17 protein-coding genes are annotated in these 17,480 nt (G+C 71.2%); 1 reads left to right on the plus strand and 16 read right to left on the minus strand.

Features of this window, described 5'->3' with window-relative positions:
- Positions 1–10 precede the first annotated feature (10 nt).
- The 12 genes from gmk to pyrR all read right to left on the minus strand — a co-directional run bounded on the left by gmk (position 11) and on the right by pyrR (position 13,308).
- A complete protein-coding gene (gene gmk / locus AB0O21_RS20985; protein WP_365172646.1) occupies positions 11–574 on the minus strand; it encodes a guanylate kinase in 564 nt (187 codons plus the stop codon).
- Positions 575–635: 61 nt separating this feature from the next.
- Complete coding sequence (locus AB0O21_RS20990) at positions 636–959, minus strand: integration host factor (RefSeq protein ID WP_008740406.1); 324 nt, start codon at positions 957–959, stop codon at positions 636–638.
- Between the two features lie 245 nt (positions 960–1,204).
- The gene (locus tag AB0O21_RS20995; RefSeq protein WP_365172647.1) at positions 1,205–2,140 is read right to left on the minus strand and encodes a dihydroorotate dehydrogenase; all 936 of its coding nucleotides are present in this window, start codon (positions 2,138–2,140) and stop codon (positions 1,205–1,207) included.
- Positions 2,141–2,166: 26 nt separating this feature from the next.
- Positions 2,167–2,982: a dihydroorotate dehydrogenase electron transfer subunit gene (locus tag AB0O21_RS21000; protein ID WP_365172648.1), complete on the minus strand. Its 816-nt coding sequence runs from the start codon at positions 2,980–2,982 to the stop codon at positions 2,167–2,169.
- Positions 2,983–3,257: 275 nt separating this feature from the next.
- Positions 3,258–4,103 carry an orotidine-5'-phosphate decarboxylase gene (pyrF, locus tag AB0O21_RS21005; RefSeq protein ID WP_365172649.1) on the minus strand — a complete coding sequence of 282 codons (846 nt, stop codon included), beginning with the start codon at positions 4,101–4,103 and terminating at the stop codon, positions 3,258–3,260.
- On the minus strand, positions 4,100–5,215 hold the full coding sequence (locus tag AB0O21_RS21010; RefSeq protein WP_365172650.1) for a quinone-dependent dihydroorotate dehydrogenase: 1,116 nt from the start codon (positions 5,213–5,215) through the stop codon (positions 4,100–4,102). The genes pyrF and AB0O21_RS21010 overlap by 4 nt, the downstream gene beginning before the upstream one ends.
- 79 nt (positions 5,216–5,294) lie before the next feature.
- The gene (gene carB / locus AB0O21_RS21015) at positions 5,295–8,603 is read right to left on the minus strand and encodes a carbamoyl-phosphate synthase large subunit (protein ID WP_365172651.1); all 3,309 of its coding nucleotides are present in this window, start codon (positions 8,601–8,603) and stop codon (positions 5,295–5,297) included.
- On the minus strand, positions 8,596–9,753 hold the full coding sequence (gene carA / locus AB0O21_RS21020) for a glutamine-hydrolyzing carbamoyl-phosphate synthase small subunit (RefSeq protein WP_365172652.1): 1,158 nt from the start codon (positions 9,751–9,753) through the stop codon (positions 8,596–8,598). Before carA ends, carB begins: the two co-directional genes overlap by 8 nt.
- The gene (locus AB0O21_RS21025) at positions 9,750–10,331 is read right to left on the minus strand and encodes a hypothetical protein (protein WP_365172653.1); all 582 of its coding nucleotides are present in this window, start codon (positions 10,329–10,331) and stop codon (positions 9,750–9,752) included. The genes carA and AB0O21_RS21025 overlap by 4 nt, the downstream gene beginning before the upstream one ends.
- Positions 10,328–11,614, minus strand: coding sequence for a dihydroorotase (locus AB0O21_RS21030; protein WP_365172654.1), 1,287 nt, complete (start codon positions 11,612–11,614; stop codon positions 10,328–10,330). The genes AB0O21_RS21025 and AB0O21_RS21030 overlap by 4 nt, the downstream gene beginning before the upstream one ends.
- A 2-nt stretch (positions 11,615–11,616) precedes the next feature.
- A complete protein-coding gene (locus AB0O21_RS21035; protein ID WP_365172655.1) occupies positions 11,617–12,609 on the minus strand; it encodes an aspartate carbamoyltransferase catalytic subunit in 993 nt (330 codons plus the stop codon).
- A gap of 102 nt (positions 12,610–12,711) precedes the next feature.
- Positions 12,712–13,308 carry a bifunctional pyr operon transcriptional regulator/uracil phosphoribosyltransferase PyrR gene (pyrR, locus tag AB0O21_RS21040; RefSeq protein ID WP_365172656.1) on the minus strand — a complete coding sequence of 199 codons (597 nt, stop codon included), beginning with the start codon at positions 13,306–13,308 and terminating at the stop codon, positions 12,712–12,714.
- A gap of 281 nt (positions 13,309–13,589) precedes the next feature.
- Here pyrR and bldD point away from each other — a divergent pair, with 281 nt between their 5' ends.
- Entirely contained in the window at positions 13,590–14,090 is a 501-nt protein-coding gene (gene bldD / locus AB0O21_RS21045; protein ID WP_007263032.1) for a transcriptional regulator BldD, read from the plus strand.
- A 170-nt stretch (positions 14,091–14,260) separates the two neighbouring features.
- Here the strand turns inward: bldD and nusB are convergent, their stop codons facing one another.
- The 4 genes from nusB to AB0O21_RS21065 form a co-directional block, all read right to left on the minus strand.
- A complete protein-coding gene (gene nusB / locus AB0O21_RS21050) occupies positions 14,261–14,692 on the minus strand; it encodes a transcription antitermination factor NusB (RefSeq protein WP_030157452.1) in 432 nt (143 codons plus the stop codon).
- A 2-nt stretch (positions 14,693–14,694) separates the two neighbouring features.
- Complete coding sequence (gene efp, locus AB0O21_RS21055; protein WP_365172657.1) at positions 14,695–15,261, minus strand: elongation factor P; 567 nt, start codon at positions 15,259–15,261, stop codon at positions 14,695–14,697.
- A 59-nt stretch (positions 15,262–15,320) separates the two neighbouring features.
- Positions 15,321–16,427 carry an aminopeptidase P family protein gene (locus AB0O21_RS21060; RefSeq protein WP_365172658.1) on the minus strand — a complete coding sequence of 369 codons (1,107 nt, stop codon included), beginning with the start codon at positions 16,425–16,427 and terminating at the stop codon, positions 15,321–15,323.
- Positions 16,428–16,663: 236 nt separating this feature from the next.
- Positions 16,664–17,422: an AAA family ATPase gene (locus tag AB0O21_RS21065; protein ID WP_365172659.1), complete on the minus strand. Its 759-nt coding sequence runs from the start codon at positions 17,420–17,422 to the stop codon at positions 16,664–16,666.
- Between the last annotated feature and the right edge of the window lie 58 nt (positions 17,423–17,480).

Below are 17,480 nucleotides of genomic sequence, written 5' to 3' on the forward strand. Positions count from 1 at the left end.
CGACCAACGATCAGACAACTTCCATCAAGGCTAGCAGCTCGCGCGCCACGTCCTCGACGGAGGTGTTGACCAGGGTGGTGTCGAACTCGGATTCGGCAGCCAGTTCGATCTTGGCGGTGTCGAGCCGGCGCTCGATGACCGCCGGGGATTCGGTGCCCCGTCCGGTCAGTCGGCGGACCAGCTCGTCCCAGCTCGGCGGGGCCAGGAAAACGAGTTGGGCTTCGGGCATCGACTCGCGGACGAGCCGGGCGCCCTGGAGGTCGATCTCCAGCAGTACCGGCTCGCCGTTGTCGAGGCGTTCCAGCACCGCGCCGCGCGGTGTGCCGTAGCGGTTGCCCGCGAACTCGGCCCACTCCAGCAGCTCGCCGTTGGCGATCAGCTTGTCGAACTCGTCGTCGTTGACGAAGAAGTACTGGACTCCGTGTCGCTCACCGGGCCGCGGCTTGCGGGTGGTGGCCGACACCGAGAGCCAGACCTCGGGGTGGACCTTGCGCATATGCGCGACGACCGTGCTCTTGCCGACCCCCGAAGGGCCGGAGAGCACGGTCAGCCGCGGACGAACCTCTGCTGCCATAGAGCGATTATCCAGGTTCCCAGGACTGCCTGAGAACGCCGGAAGAACTTCAGGCGACGCGTCAGCCGGCGGGAGTGCCGAACTCACGCTCCAGAGAAGCGATCTGGTTGGAGCCGAGACCTCGGACACGCCGGGACTCGGAGATGCCGAGGCGCTCCATGATCTGCTTGGCGCGCACCTTGCCCACGCCAGGCAGGGACTCCAGCAGGGCGGAGACCTTCATCTTGCCGATGACGTCGTTCTCCTGGCCCGTCTTGATGACCTCCTGGAGGGAGGCGCCGGAGTGCTTGAGTCGATTCTTGACCTCGGCCCGCTCCCGGCGAGCCGCGGCGGCCTTTTCGAGCGCGGCTGCGCGCTGTTCAGGGGTAAGGGGCGGAAGAGCCACGCCTACGTCACCTCGGATGTCGAACTGTCGGATACGGACCAGTGGGCTACCCGAGGGCACCACACCAGGCGAGCTCCCGAACAGCGGTATTACTCGTTCGCTGCACGTTCACTCTGCTCGGAGACTAGCGGCCAAGGCCGCTCCAGTCAGCGAGAACGGACGAAAAGTCCTGGTCAGCCTCCACTGAACCGTACATCACGGACATAACACCCCGGTTTTGTCCGATGAAAGCCGTTCGATTTTCGTCAAGAAGTGCGATGGGCGTGCCCGACGGCATCTCCGAAGGCGCCGAATCCGCGTTCCGCGAGGGCCGCGCGGAGCTCGTCGTGGATGCGCAGCGGCACGGAGGGGTCGTTGAACAGGGCGGTCCCGACGGCGATGCCGGAGGCACCCGCGAGGACGAACTCCAGGGCGTCCCGGCCGGAGGCGATCCCGCCCATCCCGAGGATCGGGACCGGCCGGACGGCGCCGCCGAGCATGGCTCCGTACACCTGGAACACACAGCGCACGGCGACGGGCCGGACGGCGGGGCCCGAGAGCCCGCCGGTGACCCCCGCGAGGGCCGGGCGCATGGTCTCGGTGTCGATGGCCATCCCCAGCAGGGTGTTGATCACCGAGAGGCCGTCGGCCCCGGCGTCGGTGCAGGCGGCCGCGTTGTCGGTGATGCGCGTCACGTCGGGGGTGAGCTTGGCGTAGACGGGCAGCGCGGGGTCGGCGGCGGCCTTGACCGCCTTGACCGCGGCGTGGGAGGCGTCCGGGTCGCAGGCGAAGACGAGGCCGCGGTCCTCCACGTTGGGACAGGAGATGTTGGCCTCGATGCCGACCACGCCGGGCCGCCCGGTGAGCCGGGCCGCGGCCTCGGCGAACTCCTCCGTCCGCTCCCCCGCGATCGATACGAGGACCCGCGCGCCCCGCTCCGCCAGCCAGGGCAGCTCCTCCTCGACGAAGCGGTCGATGCCGCAGCCCTGGAGGCCGATGGAGTTCAGCATGCCGCTGGGGGTCTCCGCCATGCGGGGCGTGGGCCGGCCGGAGCGCGGGTGCGGCATCACCGTCTTGGTGGTGACGGTGCCGAGCCGGTCGAGCGGGGTGAACCGGTCGAGCTCCCGGCCGTAGCCGGCACAGCCGGAGGCGGTGGAGAGGGGGGTGGGGAGGGTGACGTGGGCGCCCAGGGGTGCCGACATGTCGACATCGCGGGGATTCACCGGGTTCATGCGGCGTGACTGCCTTCCGTCTCGTCCCAGCGGACGGTCGTTCCGTCGAAGACGGGCCCGGAGGTGCAGAAGCGCAGGAGCCGGGTGGCCCCGTCCGGGCCTGTCACGGGGAGCACGCATGTCATGCAGATCCCGATGCCGCAGGCCATGGCCTCCTCGACGGCTGTGTGGCTGGCCGCTCCGGCTGCGGTGGCGATGCCGGTGACGGCCCGCAGCATGGGCATCGGCCCGCAGGAGTACACCTCGGCGGCGCCGACGGCCGCGATGGCGGCGGGGAGCGGATCGGTGACCCGCCCGGGCTCCCCGGCGGAGCCGTCGTCGGTGACCACGTGCACGTGGGAGGTCAGGGCGCGGGCCCGGGTCACGCCGAACAGCCGGTCCGCGGTGGCGGCACCGAGCACGAAGGCGACCCGGCCGCCGCGGGCGGTGATCGCCTCGGCGAGGGAGAAGAGCGGCGCGCTGCCGTAGCCGCCGGCGACGAGGACCGCGGCGACGGGTGCGTCCGGGAGCGGGAAGGGGGTGCCGAGGGGGGCGATCAGGTCGACGGTGTCCCCGGCCCGGTGCCGGGCCAGGGCGCGGGTGCCGCGGCCGGCTTCGGCGAAGACGAACTCGACGGTGCCGGCAGTGGGGTCGGTGCGGTGGATGGAGAAGGCCCGGCGCAGGAGCATCGCGGAGTGCGGTCCCCCGATGGCCAGCGCGCCGAAGTGGCCGGGGCGCACCCCTGTCACGCCGGGGGCGTCGAGGACGAGGCGGTGGTAGGCCCCGACGGGTTCGATCCGCCGGATGGTGGCGGTGGTCTGCACAGGGGGCACGGTTTCGCTCCGCTCGGGCTGGGTTCCGCCCCCATGCTCCCGCCGGCCGCGCCGTCCGCGGGCCGCCGTAAGCCCCCTCCACCGGGGCCGTCCGCCCCCAATCCCCCGGCCCCGTGGCCCCCCGGGCAGGCCGGGCGGGGCCGCTGCGCGGCAACCCAGCCCGCCGGGCAAACGACGGGAGCGAAATCCAGCCCCGCCGGCGTTTGAGGCGCGGGGGTCCGGGGGCAGCGCCCCCGGCAACGGCGCCGCACCCGGACCGCCCGGCGGGGTAGGCGCTACGCCGCCACGGCCTCGCGGATCTCGTCCGCAAAGGCGGCCGCGCTCGCGCGGAGCGCGGCAACGTCCGGCCCGTGCTTCAGCACGCCCCGGGACACGTTCGGAACGACGTTGCGCACGGCCTTGCCGAACACGGCCGGAAGGTCCGCCGCGGTCGCGCCCTGCGCGCCGATGCCGGGCGCCAGCAGCGGCCCGTTGATGTCCAGGTCGAAGGAGGACAGGTCCCCCAGCGTGGCCCCCACGACCGCTCCGAAGGAGCCCATCGGTACCGCGCCCGCGTTCTCCGCCGCCAGGTGCGCCAGCATCGTCGCGCCGATGGAGCGGCCGTCCTCGCGTACCGCCCGCTGGACCTCCGCACCCTCCGGGTTGGAGGTCAGGGCCAGGACGAAGAGGCCGGCCCCGGACTCCCGCGCCAGCTCCACGGCCGGGGCGAGGGAGCCGTAGCCGAGGTACGGGGAGACCGTCAGCGCGTCGGAGAAGAGCGGCGAGGCCGGGTCCAGGAAGGCCGAGGCGTAGGCCGCCATGGTCGAGCCGATGTCGCCCCGCTTGGCGTCCATCACCACGAGGGCGCCCGCCGCGCGCGCGTCGGCCACGGTCTGCTCCAGCACCGCGACGCCCTTGGAGCCGAACCGCTCGAAGAAGGCGGCCTGCGGCTTGAAGACCGCCACCGTTTCGGCCAGCGCCTCCACGACCGTGCGGGAGAAGCGCTCCAGGCCCGCGATGTCGTCGGCCAGGCCCCACTGTGCGAGCAGCGCGGCGTGCGGGTCGATGCCCACGCAGAGCGGGCCGCGGGTGTCCATCGCCTCGCGGAGGCGGGTGCCGAACGGGGTGATGACAGGGCTCACTTCGCTGCCTTTCGGGCCTTGGTCTCGGCGCCCACCGCTTCGGCGAGCGTCGCGTACGGGCTGGTGGCCAGGCGCGCGGCCAGGCCCTTGTGGATGGCGCGGGCGTAGAACGGGCCCTCGTAGATGAAGGCGCTGTAGCCCTGGATGAGGGTGGCGCCGGCCAGGATCCGCTGCCAGGCGTCCTCGGCGTTCTCGATGCCCCCGACGCCCACCAGCACGATCCGGTCGCCCACACGGGCGTACAGGCGGCGCAGAACCTCCAGGGAGCGCTCCTTGACGGGGGCGCCGGACAGGCCGCCGGTCTCCTTGACCAGGGAGGGGTCGGAGCGCAGGCCCAGGCCCTCGCGCGCGATGGTGGTGTTCGTCGCGATGATGCCGTCCAGGCCGAGCTCCAGGGCGAGGTCGGCGACGGCGTCGACGTCCTCGTCCGCGAGGTCCGGGGCGATCTTGACCAGGAGCGGCACCCGCCGGTCGGTGACCACGCGGTCCGCTGCTTCCCGTACGGCGGTCAGCAGCGGGCGCAGCGACTCCGTGGCCTGGAGGTTGCGCAGGCCGGGCGTGTTGGGCGAGGAGACGTTGACGACGAGGTAGTCGGCGTGGCGGGCCAGGCGCTCGGTGGAGGTGACGTAGTCGCCGACGGCCTCCTCCTCGGGGACGACCTTGGTCTTGCCGATGTTGACGCCGACGACGGTGTTGAAGACGGGGTTGCGGGTCGCCAGGCGCTCCGCGACGGCCGCCGAGCCCTCGTTGTTGAAGCCCATCCGGTTGATCAGCGCGCGGTCGGGGACCAGGCGGAAGAGGCGCTTCTTGGGGTTGCCCGGCTGCGCCTCGGCCGTGACGGTGCCGATCTCGATGTGGTCGAAGCCGAGCATCGACATGCCGTCGATGGCGACGGCGTTCTTGTCGAAGCCGGCCGCGAGACCGAAGGGGCCGTGCATCCGCAGGCCGAGGGCCTCGGTGCGCAGTTCCTTGTAGCGGGGCGCGAGCGCGGCCGCGACGAAGGTGCGCAGCACGGGGGTGCGGGCGGCGAGGCGGATCCAGCGGAAGGCCATGTAGTGGGCCTGCTCGGGGTCCATCCGCTTGAAGACCAGGTTGAAGAACAGCTTGTACATCGTCCGAAATATCCCTTGTGCGCTCAAGAAAGGGGGGACACCGGGCGTTGTCGCCGGTGCCCCCCTTTCGTACGGGCTGCTAGTCGCGGGCCGCGGTCAGGTGCTCCGCGTGCTCCTGGAGGGAGCGGACGCCCACGTCGCCGTGGTTCAGCGCGTCGATGCCCTGGACGGCCGCGGCGAGCGCCTGGACCGTGGTCAGGCACGGGACGCTGCGCGCCACGGCCGCCGTGCGGATCTCGTAGCCGTCGAGGCGGCCGCCGGTGCCGTACGGGGTGTTGACGATCAGGTCGACCTGGCCGTCGTGGATGAGCTGGACGATGGTCTTCTCGCCGTTCGGGCCCTCACCCTCGCTGAGCTTGCGCACCACGGTGGCGTTGATGCCGTTGCGGCGCAGCACCTCGGCGGTGCCCGAGGTGGCGAGCAGCTCGAAGCCGTGGGCGACGAGCTCGCGCGCCGGGAAGATCATCGAGCGCTTGTCGCGGTTGGCGACGGAGATGAAGGCGCGGCCCTTGGTGGGCAGCGGGCCGTAGGCGCCCGCCTGCGACTTCGCGTACGCCGTGCCGAAGACGGCGTCGATGCCCATGACCTCGCCGGTGGAGCGCATCTCCGGGCCGAGGACGGTGTCCACGCCGCGGCCGTGGATGTCGCGGAAGCGCGACCACGGCATGACGGCCTCCTTGACGGAGATCGGCGCGTCGATCGGCAGGGTGCCGCCGTCGCCGGTCTTGGGCAGCAGGCCCTCGGCGCGCAGCTCGGCGATGGTGGTGCCGAGCGAGATGCGCGCGGCGGCCTTCGCGAGCGGGACGGCGGTCGCCTTCGAGGTGAAGGGGACGGTCCGGGAGGCGCGCGGGTTGGCCTCCAGGACGTAGAGGATGTCACCCGCCATCGCGAACTGGATGTTGATCAGGCCGCGCACGCCGACGCCCTTGGCGATGGCCTCGGTGGAGGCGCGCAGGCGCTTGATGTCGTAGCCGCCGAGGGTGATCGGGGGCAGGGCGCAGGCCGAGTCGCCGGAGTGGATGCCGGCTTCCTCGATGTGCTCCATGACGCCGCCGAGGTAGAGCTCGTGGCCGTCGTAGAGGGCGTCGACGTCGATCTCGATGGCGTCGTCGAGGAAGCGGTCGACCAGGACCGGCCGGGTGGGGCTGATCTCGGTGGACTCGGCGATGTACGACTCGAGGCGGGCCTCGTCGTAGACGATCTCCATGCCACGGCCGCCGAGCACGTAGGACGGGCGGACGAGGACCGGGTAGCCGATCTCGTCGGCGATCGCCTTGGCGCCGGGGAAGGTGGTGGCGGTGCCGTGCTTGGGGGCGGGCAGGCCGGCGTCGGCGAGGACCTGGCCGAAGGCGCCGCGGTCCTCGGCGGCGTGGATGGCCTCCGGGGAGGTGCCGACGACGGGGACGCCGTTGTCCTTGAGCGCCTGGGCGAGACCGAGGGGGGTCTGGCCGCCGAGCTGGACGATGACACCGGCGATCGGGCCCGCGAGGGACTCCGCGTGGACGATCTCCAGCACGTCCTCGAGCGTCAGCGGCTCGAAGTACAGGCGGTCGGAGGTGTCGTAGTCCGTGGAGACGGTCTCCGGGTTGCAGTTGACCATCACGGTCTCGTAGCCCGCGTCGCTGAGCGCGAAGGAGGCGTGGACGCAGGAGTAGTCGAACTCGATGCCCTGGCCGATGCGGTTCGGGCCGGAGCCCAGGATGATGACCGCGGGCTTCTCGCGCGGGGCGACCTCGGACTCCTCGTCGTAGGACGAGTAGAAGTACGGGGTCTTCGCGGCGAACTCGGCTGCGCAGGTGTCGACCGTCTTGTAGACCGGGCGGACGCCGAGGGCGTGGCGGACCTCGCGGACGACGTCCTCGCGCAGGCCGCGGATCTCGGCGATCTGGGCGTCGGAGAAGCCGTGGCGCTTGGCCTCGGCGAGCAGCTCGGGGTCGAGCTTCTCGGCGGCGGCCAGCTCGTCGGCGATCTCCTTGATGAGGAAGAGCTGGTCGACGAACCAGGGGTCGATCTTCGTGGACTCGAAGACCTCTTCCTGGGTAGCGCCGGCGCGGATGGCCTGCATGACGGTGTTGATGCGGCCGTCGGTCGGGCGGACCGCGGTGGCGAGCAGCTCCGCCTTGTCGCCGACGGGGCCGACGAAGGTGAACTGCGAGCCCTTCTTCTCCAGGGAGCGCAGGGCCTTCTGGAGGGCCTCGGTGAAGTTGCGGCCGATGGCCATGGCCTCGCCCACCGACTTCATGGTGGTGGTGAGGGTGGCGTCGGCGAGCGGGAACTTCTCGAAGGCGAAGCGCGGGGCCTTGACGACGACGTAGTCGAGGGTCGGCTCGAAGGAGGCCGGGGTCTTCTCGGTGATGTCGTTGGGGACCTCGTCGAGCGTGTAGCCGATGGCCAGCTTGGCGGCGATCTTGGCGATCGGGAAGCCGGTGGCCTTCGAGGCGAGCGCCGAGGAGCGGGAGACGCGCGGGTTCATCTCGATGACGATGACGCGGCCGTCGGTCGGGTCGATCGCGAACTGGATGTTGCAGCCGCCGGTGTCGACGCCGACCTCGCGGATGATCGCGATGCCGATGTCGCGCAGCCGCTGGTACTCGCGGTCGGTCAGCGTCATCGCCGGGGCGACGGTGATCGAGTCACCGGTGTGGACGCCCATCGGGTCGAAGTTCTCGATGGAGCAGACGACGACCACGTTGTCCTTGGTGTCGCGCATCAGCTCCAGCTCGTACTCCTTCCAGCCGAGGATGGACTCCTCCAGGAGCACCTCGGTGGTCGGGGAGAGCGTGAGGCCCTGGCCGGCGATGCGGCGCAGTTCTTCCTCGTCGTGCGCGAAGCCGGAGCCGGCGCCGCCCATGGTGAAGGAGGGGCGCACGACGACGGGGTAGCCGCCGAGCGTGTCCACGCCCGCGATGACGTCGTCCATGGAGTGGCAGATGACCGAGCGGGCGGACTCGCCGTACCCGATCTTGGCCTTGACGGCCTCGACGACGCCCTTGAAGAGGTCGCGGTCCTCGCCCTTGTTGATGGCCTCGACGTTGGCGCCGATGAGCTCGACGCCGTACTTCTCCAGCACGCCCTGCTCGTGCATGGAGATCGCGGTGTTGAGCGCGGTCTGGCCGCCGAGGGTCGGGAGCAGCGCGTCGGGGCGCTCCTTCGCGATGATCTTCTCGACGAACTCGGGGGTGATCGGCTCGACGTACGTGGCGTCGGCGATCTCCGGGTCGGTCATGATCGTCGCCGGGTTGGAGTTCACCAGGATGACGCGCAGGCCCTCGGCCTTGAGGACGCGGCAGGCCTGGGTGCCGGAGTAGTCGAACTCGGCGGCCTGGCCGATGACGATCGGGCCGGAGCCGATGACCAGGACGGACTGGATATCGGAGCGCTTAGGCACGATCGGCCTCCATCTGGGCGGTGCTCATCAAAGACGTGAAACGGTCGAAGAGGTACGCGGCGTCGTGCGGGCCGGCAGCCGCCTCGGGGTGGTACTGGACGGAGAAGGCCGGCTGGTCGAGCAGCTGGAGGCCTTCCACGACGTTGTCGTTCAGGCAGACGTGAGAGACCTCGGCGCGGCCGTAGGGGGTCTCGGAGACCTTGTCGAGGGGCGCGTCGACGGCGAAGCCGTGGTTGTGCGCGGTGATCTCGACCTTGCCGGTGGTCCGGTCCTGGACGGGCTGGTTGATGCCGCGGTGGCCGTACTTCAGCTTGTAGGTGCCGAAGCCGAGGGCGCGCCCGAGGATCTGGTTGCCGAAGCAGATGCCGAAGAGCGGCGTCTTGCGGGCGAGGACGCCCTGCATGACGGAGACCGCGTGGTCGGCGGTGGCCGGGTCGCCCGGGCCGTTGGAGAAGAAGACGCCGTCCGGGTTGACCGCGTACACGTCCTCGACGGTGGCGGTGGCGGGCAGCACGTGCACCTCGATGCCGCGCTCGGCCATCCGGTGCGGGGTCATGCCCTTGATGCCCAGGTCGACGGCGGCCACGGTGAACTTCTTCTCACCGATGGCGGGGACCACGTAGGTCTCCTTGGTGGCGACCTCGGCGGAGAGGTTCGCGCCCTCCATCTCGGGGGCCTGGCGGACCTTCGCGAGGAGCGTGCCGTCGTCGGCGACCGCGTTGCCGGAGAAGATGCCGACGCGCATGGCGCCGCGCTCGCGCAGGTGGCGGGTCAGCGCCCGGGTGTCGACGCCGCTGATGCCGACGACGCCCTGGTGGACCAGCTCCTCGTCCAGCGAGCGCCGGGAGCGCCAGTTGGAGGGGACGCGCGCGGGGTCGCGCACGACGTAGCCGGACACCCAGATGCGGGAGGACTCGGGGTCCTCGTCGTTGACGCCGGTGTTGCCCACGTGCGGGGCGGTCATCACGACGACCTGCCGGTGGTACGACGGGTCGGTGAGGGTCTCCTGGTAGCCGGTCATGCCGGTGGAGAACACGGCCTCACCGAAGGTCTCCCCGTGGGCGCCGTAGGCGCGGCCGCGGAAGATCCGACCGTCCTCCAGGACGAGTACGGCGGGAGTTTTGTCTGCTCCCCTGGTGGAGGTCGTCATCGTTCGGCGCCTTCCGTCGTGATGGATTGGTTCATGTGATTGAGGGCTTCGACCCAGGCGGCGTGTTCGGCCGCGCGGTCGGAGCGGAATCCGGAGTCGATCAGCTTGTCGCCGTGCGCCCATGTGACGACGAGCAGACCGCCCTCGGTGAGTACCTTGCCCGCGATTCCCTTGTCGAGGCGGGCGCCGCGCAGCTGCGCGGCCGGTACGAAGAAATCGGTGGCACCCGGTCGGACCACGTCGAGGCCCGCGTCGGTGAGCGTGAGCTCCACCCGGCTGCGGACGCCCAGGCCGTGGGCGACGATCCGGTCGAGCCACTGTCCGGCGGTGGTGGACCCGTGGTAGCGGCCGGTCAGGGCCAGCCGGTGTGCGGGGAGACCGTCGGGGGTGGCGGGCAGCTCCGGCAGATCGTTCTGCAGAGCGCCTCGCCACTTCCAGCCTTGCCGCATCAGCCAGTACACGAACGCGACGAAGACGGCCAGGCCGACGACCCACGCCATGCGGGCGCCGAAGCTGGTCACCTCCGCCGACTGTCGTTCGGCGGCCTCGGCGGCCAGTTGGATTACTGCAGGTGTCACGCCAGCGTCCCGTCCACGACCGTTGCCCGGCCCCGCAGGAAGGTGTGAGTGACGCGCCCCGGCAGCTCACGGCCCTCGTAAGGCGTGTTGCGGCTGCGGGAGGCGAAGTGTGCGGGGTCCACGACACCACGGTACGAGGTATCGACCAAGGTCAGGTTCGCGGGTTCACCTGCCGAGACGGGACGGCCGTGGTTCCCCAGGCCGCCGATCCGCGCCGGAGCGAACGACATCCGCTCGGCGACGCCCGCCCAGTCGAGCAGTCCGGTCTCCACCATCGTCTGCTGGACGACGGAGAGCGCGGTCTCCAGGCCCACCATGCCCATGGCGGCGGCGGCCCACTCGCAGTCCTTGTCCTCGTGCGGGTGCGGGGCGTGGTCGGTGGCGACGATGTCGATCGTGCCGTCGGCGAGCGCCTCGCGCAGGGCCAGCACGTCCTTCTCGGTGCGCAGCGGCGGGTTGACCTTGTAGACCGCGTTGTACGAGCGGACGAGCTCGTCGGTGAGGAGGAGGTGGTGCGGGGTGACCTCGGCGGTGACGTCGATGCCGCGGGACTTGGCCCAGCGGACGATCTCGACGGAGCCGGCCGTGGAGAGGTGGCAGATGTGGACGCGGGAGCCGACGTGCTCGGCGAGCAGCACGTCGCGGGCGATGATCGACTCCTCGGCGACGGCCGGCCAGCCGCCCAGGCCCAGCTCGGCGGAGACGACGCCCTCGTTCATCTGGGCGCCCTCGGTCAGGCGGGGCTCCTGGGCGTGCTGGGCGACGACGCCGCCGAAGGCCTTCACGTACTCCAGGGCGCGGCGCATGATCACGGCGTCGTCGACGCACTTGCCGTCGTCGGAGAAGACTGTGACGCGGGCGGCGGAGTCGTGCATGGCGCCCAGCTCGGAGAGCTGCTTGCCCTCCAGGCCGACGGTGACGGCGCCGATGGGCTGCACGTCGCAGTAGCCGGACTCCTTGCCCAGGCGCCAGACCTGCTCGACGACACCGGCGGTGTCGGCGACCGGGAAGGTGTTCGCCATGGCGAAGACGGCGGTGTAGCCGCCGGAGGCGGCGGCGCGGGTGCCGGTCAGGACGGTCTCGGAGTCCTCGCGGCCGGGCTCGCGCAGGTGGGTGTGCAGGTCGACGAGGCCGGGGAGGAGGACCTGGCCCTCGGCCTCGATGACGGTCGCGCCCTCGGCGGACAGGCCGGTGCCGACCTCGGCGATGGTCTCGCCGTCGATCAGGACGTCCTGCGCCTCGCCACCGAGTACCTTCGCGCCACGGATAAGGATCTTGCTCATGGTTACTTGGTCTCCTCGGTACGGGCGGCGTTGGTGCTGGTGGTGACGGCGGGCTCGGAGCCTCCGAGCAGCAGGTACAGGACGGCCATCCGGGTGGACACGCCGTTGGCGACCTGCTCTACGGCCGTGCAGCGGTCGGAGTCGGCGACCTCGGCGGTGATCTCCATGCCGCGGTTCATCGGGCCGGGGTGCATGACGATGGCGTGCTCGGGCATCTTCGCCATGCGGTCACCGTCGAGCCCGTACCGGCGGGAGTACTCGCGCTCGGTCGGGAAGAAGGCGGCGTTCATGCGTTCGCGCTGCACACGCAGCATCATCACAGCGTCGGACTTCGGCAGCACCTCGTCGAGGTTGTACGAGACCTCGCACGGCCAGCTCTCGACGCCGATCGGGACCAGGGTCGGCGGGGCCACGACGGTGACCTCGGCGCCGAGGGTGTGCAGCAGCTGGACGTTGGAGCGGGCCACCCGGCTGTGCAGGACGTCGCCGACGATGGTGATGCGGCGGCCGTTAAGGTCCTTGCCGAGGCCGGCGTCGCGGCCTACGAGGCGGCGGCGCATGGTGAAGGCGTCCAGCAGGGCCTGGGTGGGGTGCTCGTGGGTGCCGTCGCCGGCGTTGACCACGGCGGAGTCGATCCAGCCGGAGGTCGCGAGCCGGTAGGGGGCGCCGGAGGCGTGGTGGCGGATGACGACCGCGTCGGCGCCCATGGCCTCCAGGGTCAGCGCGGTGTCCTTCAGGGATTCGCCCTTGGAAACCGAGGAACCCTTGGCGGAGAAGTTGATGACGTCGGCGGAGAGCCGCTTGGCGGCCGCCTCGAAGGAGATCCGGGTGCGGGTCGAGTCCTCGAAGAAGAGGTTGACGACGGTGAGGCCGCGCAGGGTGGGCAGCTTCTTGATCGGCCGGTCCGCGACGCGGGCCATCTCCTCGGCGGTGTCGAGGATCAGGACGGCGTCGTCGCGCGTGAGATCGGCGGCCGAGATGAGGTGGCGCTTCATCTTGGATGGCTCCGTAGGTCGGGAGGGCAGGCTGGGTTCGGGCAGGGCAGGCCGCGGCCGCGGGCCCGGGCCGACCCGGGCTCGTCCGTCAGTTCGTACGGGCTACTGCCCGGCTGCCTGGGCGGTCCGCTGGCCGAGCAGCACGGCGTCACGGCCGTCCTCCTCCTGGAGCTGGACCTTGACGATCTCCCGCAGCGACGTGGGGAGGTTCTTGCCGACGTAGTCGGCGCGGATCGGCAGTTCGCGGTGGCCGCGGTCGACGAGGACGGCGAGCTGTACGGCGCGGGGGCGGCCGAGGTCGCCGAGGGCGTCGAGGGCGGCGCGGATGGTGCGGCCGGAGAAGAGCACGTCGTCGACGAGGACGACGAGGCGGCCGTCGAGGTCGTCGCCGGGGATCTCGGTGCGGCCGATCGCGCGGGCGGGCTTCATCCGCAGGTCGTCGCGGTACATGGTGATGTCGAGGGAGCCGACCGGGATCTTCGTACCGGTGATCTCTTCGAGCTTGGCGGCCAGCCGGCGGGCGAGGAAGACACCGCGGGTGGGGATGCCGAGGAGCACCACGTCGTCGGCGCCCTTGGCGCGTTCGACGATCTCGTGGGCGATGCGGGTCAGCACCCGGGCGATGTCCTGCGCCTCCAGCACGGGGCGCACCACATCGGCGCTGTGATCGGGCTGCGCCTGCGTGTTCTGAGCGTCCATGAAAAGGACCTCCTTCTCCGCCTCACGGGACGGACCTTAAAGGACGTCTGATGTACGTCTCACACGGTACCAGGAGCGTGGTGGTGATACCCGCACGGGGCTGGTGCGCGAGGGCGCGCACGGGGCGCGTGGGGCTCCTCTTAAGGGGGCGATGGAGACCATTCGGCTTGACGCACCCAAGTAACGCTGCGTAACCTCACAGTGAGTTACCAGCCGCGTTGCGGAGCCGCACGTGGTCACGTTGTCCATATCGTCACAGCGTCACAGCGTCCGGGAGCGTTATGTCCAGCGAATACGCCAAACAGCTCGGGGCCAAGCTCCGCGCCATCCGCACCCAGCAGGGCCTCTCCCTCCACGGTGTCGAGGAGAAGTCCCAGGGCCGGTGGAAGGCCGTGGTGGTCGGTTCCTACGAGCGCGGGGACCGCGCCGTGACCGTCCAGCGCCTGGCCGAGCTGGCGGACTTCTACGGGGTTCCGGTGCAGGAGCTGCTGCCCGGCACCACTCCCGGCGGGGCTGCCGAGCCGCCGCCGAAGCTGCGTCTGGACCTGGAGCGCCTGGCGGGCGTGCCCGCCGAGAAGGCAGGCCCGCTCCAGCGTTACGCGGCGACCATCCAGAGCCAGCGCGGCGACTACAACGGCAAGGTGCTGTCGATCCGCCAGGACGACCTGCGCACGCTGGCCGTCATCTACGACCAGTCCCCCTCGGTCCTGACCGAGCAGCTGATCAGCTGGGGCGTCCTGGACGCGGACGCGCGTCGTGCGGTGGCCCACGAGGACATCTAGTCCCGGCCAGTCCCAGCAGAAACGTTTACCGGCGGGTGCCGGGAGTCCCATCGGACTCCCGGCACCCGCCGTTTTGCGTCTGCACCGCCCAACCCATGGCCAAAGCAGCACAGCGGAGGGGCCGCAGCATGCGCTGCGGCCCCTCCGCTCGACTACCGGCCCGCCGGAGGCTACTCGCCTCGGCGCAGGCTCGGCTTCAGGTCCTTGAAACGGGCCAGCAGCCCGTTCACGAACGAGGGGGACTCGTCCGTCGAGAACTCCTTGGCCAGCTGGACGGCCTCGTCGATGGCCACGGCGTCCGGGGTGTCGTCCACCCAGATCAGCTCGTACGCACCGAGCCGCAGGATGTTCCGGTCAGCGACCGGCATGCGGTCGAGCTCCCAGTCCACGGCGTAGGTGACGATCAGGTCGTCGATGCGGTTCACCTTGTCGGCGTAACCCTCGACGAGATCCATCGTGAAGGCGCTGACCGGCGGCTGCCGGTCGTCCGACCGCGCGTGGCGGATCCAGTCCGCGAGGACCTCGCGCACGGGTACCCCGCGCTGGTCGGCCTCGAACAGGATCTGGAAAGCACGCTTGCGCGCGTTGCTCCGGGCAGCCACGGTTAGCTGTTCACCCGGCCGAGGTAGGAGCTGTTGCGGGTGTCGACCTTGATCTTCTCGCCCGTGGTGACGAAGAGCGGGACCTGGATCTCGTGACCGGTCTCCAGCGTCGCCGGCTTGGTGCCACCGGTGGAGCGGTCGCCCTGGACGCCCGGGTCGGTGTGCTGGATGGTCAGCTCGACGGCGGCCGGGAGCTCGACGTAGAGCACCTCGCCCTCGTGCTGCGCCACGGAGGCGGTGAAGCCCTCGATGAGGAAGTTGGCGGCGTCGCCGACGGCCTTCTTGTCGACCATCAGCTGGTCGTAGGTGTCCATGTCCATGAAGACGAAGTAGTCGCCGTCCATGTACGAGAACTGCATGTCGCGGCGGTCGATGGTGGCCGTCTCGACCTTCGTGCCGGCGTTGAACGTCTTGTCGACGACCTTGCCGGAGAGCACGTGCTTGAGCTTGGTGCGCACGAAGGCCGGGCCCTTGCCGGGCTTGACGTGCTGGAACTCGACGACGGACCAGAGCTGGTCACCGTCGAGCTTGAGCACCATGCCGTTCTTGAGGTCGTTCGTGGAAGCCACGGTTGCGGAATCTCCTGCACTGGAAGACCAGGGAGGCGCGCACGGCCCGGCGGTGCGGGCTAGAGCGCGAGCAGCTCCTTGGTCGTAATGGTGAGTAGCTCGGGACCGCCGTCCGCCTCGGGGCGTACGACGAGCGTGTCATCGATCCGGACACCTCCCCGGCCCGGGAGGTGAACCCCCGGTTCGACGGTGACCGGCACGCAAGCGTCCAGTTTACCCATTGCCGTAGGTGCAAGCTGCGGGTCCTCGTCGATTTCGAGGCCGACGCCGTGCCCGGTCCACGGAGCGAGGGCTTCCCCGTAGCCCGCGGAGTCCAGTACGGAGCGCGCCGCGTGGTCCACGTCGCGGTACGCGGCCCCGGGCAGCAGGGCCTCCCGCCCGGCCCGCTGGGCGCTGAAGACGAGGTCGTACAGCTCGATCTGCCAGTCGGCGGGGGTGGTGCCGATCACGAAGGTGCGGCCGATCTCGCACCGGTAGCCGCGGTAGTTCGCGCCGAGGCAGACGGACAGGAAGTCCCCCTCCTCCACCCTGCGGTCGGAGGGCCGGTGCCGGGAGCGGCCCGAGTGCGGGCCGGTGCCGACGGAGGTGGGGAAGGCGGGGCCGTCGGCGCCGTGGTCGACGAGCCGCCGTTCCAGCTCCAGGGCGAGGTGGCGTTCGGTACGGCCGACCAGGATGGACTCCAGCAGCTCGCCGAGGGCCTGGTCGGCGATCTCCGCGGCGATGCGCAGGCAGGCGATCTCCTCCTCGTCCTTGACAAGGCGCTGCTGCTCCACGGCGGTCCCGAGGTCGGCGAGACGCAGTTTGGGTGCCACGGAGCGCAGGGCGCGGTGGCGGCCGACGGTGAGGTGGTGCTCCTCCACCGCGAGCGAGTCGGCGTGGACGGCGGCCGCCATGTCGGCGGCGGCGACGGCGGGGTCCCCGCCGGGGCTCGCCAGGACGGAGAGTCTGAGCCGCTCGTCGAGTCGGCCCTCGTCGGCCTCGCCGGTGGGCGGGGCCGCGCAGAACAGCACGTCCTCGGAGGGCCCGACGAACAGGACTGCGCCCCGTGGGGACGCCCCGGAGAGGTAGCGGACGTTCGCCGGACGCGTGACCAGCGCGGCGGCGTTCCCCGCGGCGGCGCAGCGTTCGCGAAGCGTGCCGCGGCGGGCGGCGTACACGTCTGACATGTCTCCGAGCCTACGAGCGCCGCCCGCCTCCGGCCTGGTGAGCGCGTCCGTATGCGCGGCCCCGCCGCTGGGGGGGCCTGCCCCGGACCCGCGCCTCGATCGCCGGCGGGGCTGGATTTTGCTGCGGCCGCATGCTCGGTGCGGCTGGATTGCCCGCAGGGCAATTTCAGCCTCGCCGGCGTTTGAGGCGCGGGGTCCGGGGCGGAGCCCCAGCAGCGGCGCCGCACCCGTACGGCTTAGGCCAGCGCCCGCGCCAAGGCTTCGTCGAGGGCGCGGGCGGTGCCCTCCACGTCCAGGTGCGAGTTGTCGATGATCGGCAGGCCGGAGCCGTACCAGCCCGCCATCCGCCCGTGGATCCGCGCGACCTCCTCGTCGGAGAGCCGCCGGTTGCCGGAGCGCGCCGCATTGCGCTCCAGGACGATCTCCAGCCCGGGCAGCAGCACCACCGGCAGCAGCGCCGGGCCGACGTGCCGCTTCCAGCCGCCGAGGCCGACCACGGGCCGGTCGGGGAAGACGGCGTCGTCGAGGATGCAGGAGATCCCGTTGGCGAGGTAGTTGCGGGCGGCGAAGCCGCAGGTGCGGCGGGCGAGGCGGTACTGGGCCTCGGAGTGCTCGTTCCAGCCCGCCTGCGGATCGGCGAAGCCCGAGCACACCCACTCGCGGACGTCGTCCAGGCTGATGTGGGCGGTGGCCACCGGGCGCGTGCTCGCCCAGTGCCGGGCGACCGTGGTCTTGCCCGCGCCGGCCGGGCCGATCAGCAGCACGGCGAGGACGGCCCCGCCGGTGCCCGCCGCCGCGGGCGGGAGCGGGATGTGCCCGGTGGCCTCCGGCACGGCCGGCGGCGGCGGTGCCTGCGGGTGCGGGGGCAGCCCCGGGTGCGGGGGCGGGGGCGAGCCCGGCCAGCCGTGCGCCCGAGGTATCGGCGGCTGCGGGGGCGTCGGCGGGGGGTGCCCCGCCTGCCCCCAGCTCGCGCCGCCGCCCGTTCCCTGGTGCATCCCCTGCCACTCCGTCTCGTTCAGGCGACTGATGCGAGAACGTTATATGACCCCGGAG

It is taken from the genome of Streptomyces sp. NPDC091371 (genome assembly GCF_040684275.1).
In the GTDB taxonomy this organism is placed as follows: Bacteria; Actinomycetota; Actinomycetes; order Streptomycetales; family Streptomycetaceae; genus Streptomyces.